Consider the following 6,694-nt stretch of genomic DNA (forward strand, 5'->3'; position numbering starts at 1 on the left):
GTGGAGTTGGTGACGGCGGCGGTGCCGTGGCCGGTGTCGGGTCGTGCGAGGCGGGCGGGGGTGTCGTCGTTCGGGATCAGTGGGACGAACGCGCACGTGATCCTCGAGCAAGCACCCGACGAACCTGTCACGGACGGCGAGACGGACGCGGAATGGATACCGCTGGTGCTGTCGGCCACATCGCCGGAAGCCCTGCGGGCGCAGGCAGTGGCGGTTCGCGAGCGTCTCACCGGCGATGCTGCCGCGCTTCGGGATATCGCCTGGTCCCTGGCGACGACACGATCGAGCCTGAAACATCGTGCTGTCGTCGTGGGGACGGACCGCGACGAGCTGGGCGAGGAGTTGGCGGCGCTGTCGGAGTCCGTGCCGAGCGCTGGGCTGCACCAGGGCGTCGTCCGTGCCGGTCGGACGGCGGTGGTGTTCGGTGGGCAGGGATCGCAGCGGGCCGGCATGGGTCGAGAACTGTATGAGACCCACCCGGCGTTCGCGACCGCGCTGGACGAGGTCTGCGCATACATCGACCCCTTGCTCGGCCGATCACTGCGCGACATCATGTTCGACGACACCGACCTGCTGCATCGCACGGAGTTCGCCCAGCCCGCCCTGTTCGCAGTGGAATACGCGCTGTATCAAGCGATGTCGTCGGTGGGTGTCACCGCCGACCATGCCATCGGTCACTCGATCGGTGAGATCACCGCGGCCTGCGTCGCCGGTGTGGTCACCCTCTCCGATGCCGCGCGAATGGTTGTGGCACGTGGCGGACTGATGCAGGCCCTGCCTTCGAACGAAGATGCGTCGGGCGCAGGCGGTTCGATGGCAGCGATCGAGGCCACCGAGGACGAGGTCCGAGCGCGGTTGGTCGGTGAGGTGGGCCTGGCGGCAGTGAACGGCCCGCGGTCGGTCGTCGTATCCGGTGTGGCCGCGGCCGTCGAACGGGTCGTCTCCCACTTCGCCGACCGCGGACGTCGTACGACGGTGCTGCAGGTTTCGCACGCCTTTCACTCGTCCCTTCTCGATCCCATGCTCGACGAGTTCGAAAAGATCTGCGCCAGTATCTCGTTCAGCCCGCCCCGGATCGCGCTGATCTCGAATCTCACCGGTGAAGTGCTCACCGCGGAGCAGGTCACCACACCCGAATACTGGGTCAGGCACGCACGGGAGACCGTGCGATTCGTCGACGGTGTGCGCACGCTCGCGGCCCGCGGCGTTACCCGATATGTGGTGATCGATCCGAACGCGGCACTGGTGCCGATGGTGCGTGAATGTCTGGCCGACGACGATCCCGGACTCGTGGTCGCGACTTTGCGCGGTGGGCGTTCCGAATCGGCAACGGTGTTGGCCGCACTCGCGGACCTATATGTGGACGGCGTGCCGGTTTCCTGGGACACCTGTCTTCCTATCGGCCGTTCGATCGACCTGCCTACCTACCAGTTCCAGCGGAAGCGGTTCTGGGCGGAGCCTTCGGCCGCGCGGTTGCCGGTGCGGGTCGAGGGGCAGGCCGCGGCCGCCGCCACGTATGTCCACGAGTGGATCTCGATACCGAGCACCGGCCGTGCCCCGGGTGTGCCCCGCTACTCGGTCATCGGGGCCGTCGGCGACAACGCCGGCGGAATCGGCGCGGGCTGCTCGGATCTACGCACCATCCGAGACTCGGCCGCCGATGTGCCCGAGGTGGTCGTCGCCTACCTGCGAGCAGCGCCTGGCCCGATGCCCGAACGCGCACACGAGATCACCGCGACGGCCCTCGAACTCGTGCAGTACTGGATGACCGAGGAACGGTTCGTGGACAGCCGGCTCGTAGTCGTGACCTCTGGGGCGGTCGCGGTGGCGCCGGGCGACGATATCGCAGACGCGGCGGCCGCACCGTTGTGTGGGTTGCTGCGCTCGGCACACACCGAGCATCCAGGGCGGATCGTGCATATCGATCTGGACGTGCCGACATTGCCGGACGAGCATCTGGGCGCGGCATTGAACTGTGGTGAGTCCGAAGTCGCGATCCGCGGTGATCGCCTCAGCGTTCGTCGGTTGACGGCCGCCGTCCCCTCGGCGATCGAATATGTCACCGATCCCGAGGACACGATCCTGATCACCGGTGCGGCGGGTGCGCTCGGTGGGGTGGTCGCCCGACATCTGGTGCGTCGCTATTCGGCCCGGCACCTGGTGCTGGTGAGTCGGCGCGGCCCGGATTCGCCTGAACTGCTCGCGTTGCGAACGGAACTGGCGGAGCTGGGTGCCGAGATCGACGTGATCGCCTGCGACGTCTCCGACCGGGACGCAGTGGCCGATATGCTCACTCGCCTGCCTCGTCGGCTGGGCGCCATCGTGCACGCGGCGGGGCTACTCGACGACGGTGCGATTCTGTCGCTCGACCGGGCGCGCCTGTCGCAGGTGCTACGGCCGAAGATCGATGGTGCTTGGCACCTCCATGAGCTGACGCGGGATCTCCAGCTGGATCGCTTCATCCTGTTCTCCTCGGCGGCGGCGCTCATCGGTACTGCCGGACAGGCGAATTACGCCGCCGCGAACGCGTTCCTCGACGCACTCGCTCACCATCGCCGAGCATGTGGTCTGCCCGCGACCTCTGTGGCATGGGGGCTGTGGGAGCACCGATCCGGAATGGGCGGGCGGCTCGACAGCACCCAGCGTGATCGGCTTACCCAGGCCGGCGTCGTCGCGATGACGACCGAGCAGGCGACGGCGATGTTCGACGCGGTGCTGCACAGCGACGAGCCTGTGCTCGCGCCGATGCGATTGGACCTGTCAGCGCTCGGCCCGAGTCAGGTTCCGCCCGTCCTGCGCGGGCTGGCTGCCGGGACCGAAAGCTCGTCGCAAGCTCCGCGATTGCCGGATCTCGCGGCATTGCCTGCCACCCGTCGTCGGGAGGTGATGCTCGGAATTGTTCTGGCCTGTAGCGCCGCGGTGCTCGGTCACCGATCACCGGCGGAAGTCTCGGACGAGCAGGCGTTCACCGAGCTGGGCTTCGACTCGCTGACCGCTGTCGAATTGCGCAATCAGCTGACTGCCCGGACAGGTCTCGCGCTGCCCCCGTCACTGGTGTACGACTATCCGACCCCGCTGGATCTGGCGAACTTCCTCATCGCACGGTTGGTGCCGCGAGATTCGCCGCCCGCGGAACGGGTGATGCAGGGTCTGGACTCGGTCGAACAACTCCTCGTCGAACTGAACAACGACGACAACGCTGTCACCGAGATCACCGGCCGCCTGCAGGCGATTCTGCGAAAGATCAAGCGTGACAACGATAATTCCGCGGGCGCGCTCGCGGTGGTTGACAACGCCGACGACATCCTCGATTTCATCGATCGTGAGTTCGGAGACCTGAGCCAGTGACCAACGAAGACAAGCTCGTCGAATACCTCAAGCGCGTTTCGGCTGAACTGCAGCGAGCTCGGGCGCGGGTAGCGGAACTGGAGTCGCGAACCGACGAACCCATAGCCCTGATCTCGCTGGCCTGTCGATTCCCCGGCGGGGTCGAGTCGCCGGAGCAACTGTGGGATCTGGTCATGGACGAACGAGACGCTGTCACCGGCGTTCCCGGGGCTCGAGGATGGGACATCGCGGACTGCGCGGGCGCCTTCCTGGACGACATCAGCGCATTCGACGCTGAACTGTTCGGGATCTCACCGCGAGAAGCCTCGGCGATGGATCCACAACAGCGCTTGCTGCTCGAGAGCACATGGGAGTTGCTCGAGCGGGCCGGAATCGATCCGCTGTCGCAGCGCGGGACCCGAACTGGCGTCTTCATCGGCACGAACGACCAGGACTACTGGGACATTTCGCGCTTCGCCGATGCTGATACCTCAACGCATACGGTGCTCGGCAGCTCCGCGGCGGTCATGTCCGGCCGTATCGCCTACACCTTCGGGTTCGAGGGACCGACCCTGACGATCGACACGGCCTGTTCGTCGTCCCTGGTCGCTCTGCATTTGGCCGCCCGAGCGTTACGGGCCGGGGAATGCACACTGGCACTCGCCGGTGGTGTCACAGTGATGTCGACGCCGAAGGCATTCGAGGAGTTCGCCCGCCGGGGTGGCCTTGCCGCCGATGGACGCTGCAAGGCTTTCGCGGCCGCTGCCGACGGAACAGGTTGGGGTGAGGGCGTCGGCGTCGTGTTGCTGGAGCGGCTCAGCGACGCACAGCGACACGGTCATCGAATCCTGGCTGTGCTCGGTGGCAGCGCGGTGAATCAGGACGGTGCGTCCAACGGCTTGACCGCGCCGAACGGTCCTTCCCAGCAGCGGGTGATCCGCGCCGCGTTGGCAGACGCGGGACTGACACCCGGCGAGGTGGATGTCGTCGAGGCGCACGGCACCGGCACCACGATCGGTGATCCGATCGAGGCTCAGTCGCTGTTGTCGACCTACGGCCAGGGCCGACCGGCCGATCGCCCGTTGCTGCTGGGATCGGTCAAGTCCAACATCGGGCACACGATGGCTGCCGCGGGGATGGCCGGTGTGATCAAGATGGTCGGGGCGATACACCACGGCCTGGTGCCGGCCACGCTCCATATCGATTCCCCCACACCCCAAGTCGATTGGTCATCCGGCGCTGTGGAACTGGTGACCCGGGCGCGGCCCTGGCCCTCGGGTGAGCGGCCGCGCCGCGCCGGGGTGTCGTCGTTCGGAGTCTCCGGCACCAATGCGCACGTGATTCTCGAGCAAGCGCCCGAACCTGTCACTGAAACCAGTTCCTCCGTGTCGCCGGGTGATCTGCCGTTTCCACTGCCCTTTCCGGTCGCGGGCAGAACGGCCGAGGCACTTCGTTGCCAGGCAGCTCGGCTGGCTGATGAACTCGACAGCTGCGTTCCGCTGCCGGATGTGTCGTGGTCTTTGGCAACCACCCGGGCAGCGCTGGACTACCGGTCGGTGGTGATCGGTCGCAGTCACACCCACCTGCTCGCCGGCATGGCGGCGATCGAGAACGGCGATGTCGCGTCCGGAGTGATCAAGGGCATGGCGCGGGCGGGAAAGACGGCGTTCGTCTTTCCTGGCCAGGGCGCGCAGTGGATCGGGATGGGCCGTGAACTGCTCGAAACCACACCGGTGTTCGCAGCGCGAATGCGCGAATGCGCGAATGCGATGGATCCGCTGACCGGATGGTCCTTGCTGGATGTCCTCGCGAACGGCGCGGCCGACTCGCTGGACGCTGTCGACGTCGTCCAGCCCGTGTCGTTCGCGGTGATGGTCTCGCTGGCCGCGTTGTGGGAATCCCTCGGGGTCACACCGCAGATCGTGGTCGGGCACTCTCAGGGCGAGATCGCCGCCGCCGCTGTGGCAGGCGTGCTTTCGCTGTCGGACGCGACCCGTGTGGTGGTGGCCCGGAGCCGAGTGATCGCGGCCGAACTCTCGGGGCGTGGCGGCATGGTGTCGGTGTCGCTGCCAGAGGAGAGCGTGCGGGAGTTGATCGACGAATTCGGCGAACGGATTTCGATCGCGGCGTACAACGGCCCGGAGAACATCGTGCTGTCCGGCGAGGCCGAGGCGCTGGCCGAGCTGCTGGCCGAGTGTGCGCGCGACGGTGTCCGCGCTCGCCGGATCGAGGTGGACTACGCTTCGCACTCCGCACAGGTCGACAGTGTCGCGGCGGCATTGGCCGAGGTATTGGCGAGCGTGCGGCCGGTCCCCGGCCGGATCGCGGTGTTGTCGACGGTTCGCGGTGTGGTGCTGGCCGGGCCGGAAATGGATGCCGGCTACTGGGTGGAAAACCTACGGCAGCCCGTACGATTCCACGCCGCGATCGAGGATTTGCTGACCCAGGGCTACCGGTTCCTGATCGAAGTCAGCACCCATCCCGTACTGGTTCCCGCGATGGAGCAAGCGGTCGATGCGACCGGCCGGGCGGCAGTCGTGATGAGTTCGTTGCGACGCGACGAAGGCGATCTCTCACGAGTGGTGGAGTCGGCGGCCCAGGGCTGGGTTCATGGGCTGGGCGTGGACTGGAGTGCGCTGCTCGCCGAGACACCGCGGCGAACGATCGAGCTTCCGACGTACGCCTTTCAGCGCCGGCGGTTCTGGCTGGACACGCCGGGTTCGGTGGCACAGATCGAGCGGGCACCGCGCGAGGGGGCCGCACCGGTCGGATCAGTAGCCGGTCGGCTGGCAGCGATGTCCGCGGCCGACCGGGTGCGAGCGCTACAGGATGTAGTGCGTGCCCAGACCGCCGGTGTGCTGGGATACCCGTCGTCACATGTTCTGGAGCCCCGTACCTTCCAGGACCTCGGATTCGATTCGCTGACCGCGATCGAACTGCGCAACCGGTTGCAGGAGGCGACGGGACTGCGGTTGCCGGCGACCCTGCTCTTCGACTATCCCACCGTCGACGCGGTCGCCGAACAGCTGGACAGCGAACTCACCGGCCGGTCGGCGGTCGAGGTTTCGACGCCCGGACTCGCCGCTGTCGATGACGATCCGGTCGTGATCGTCTCGACGGCATGCCGGTATCCAGGAGGTATCGCCTCCGCCGAAGACCTTTGGCAAGTCGTCGAATCCGGTACCGACGTGATTTCCACCTTCCCGCCCGACCGAGGTTGGGAACCCGACGTGCTGAGTGCGATCGGTACGAAAGCGGGTGGGTTCTTGTATGACGCGGCGGATTTCGATGCTGAGTTGTTCGGGATCTCGCCGCGTGAGGCGTTGGCGATGGATCCGCAGCAGCGGTTGTTGCTGGAGGTGTCGTG

Annotated in this window: 2 protein-coding genes; both read left to right on the forward strand. The window is 66.8% G+C overall.

The window, feature by feature from the left end; translation table 11 throughout:
• Positions 1–3,348: SDR family NAD(P)-dependent oxidoreductase (locus tag ACWF99_RS33850; protein ID WP_452538387.1), on the forward strand; the 3,348-nt coding region annotated here is incomplete at its 5' end.
• Positions 3,345–6,694: type I polyketide synthase (locus tag ACWF99_RS33855; protein WP_452538388.1), on the forward strand; the 3,350-nt coding region annotated here is incomplete at its 3' end. The genes ACWF99_RS33850 and ACWF99_RS33855, both read left to right, overlap by 4 nt.

It is taken from the genome of Nocardia sp. NPDC055002, assembly GCF_053608825.1.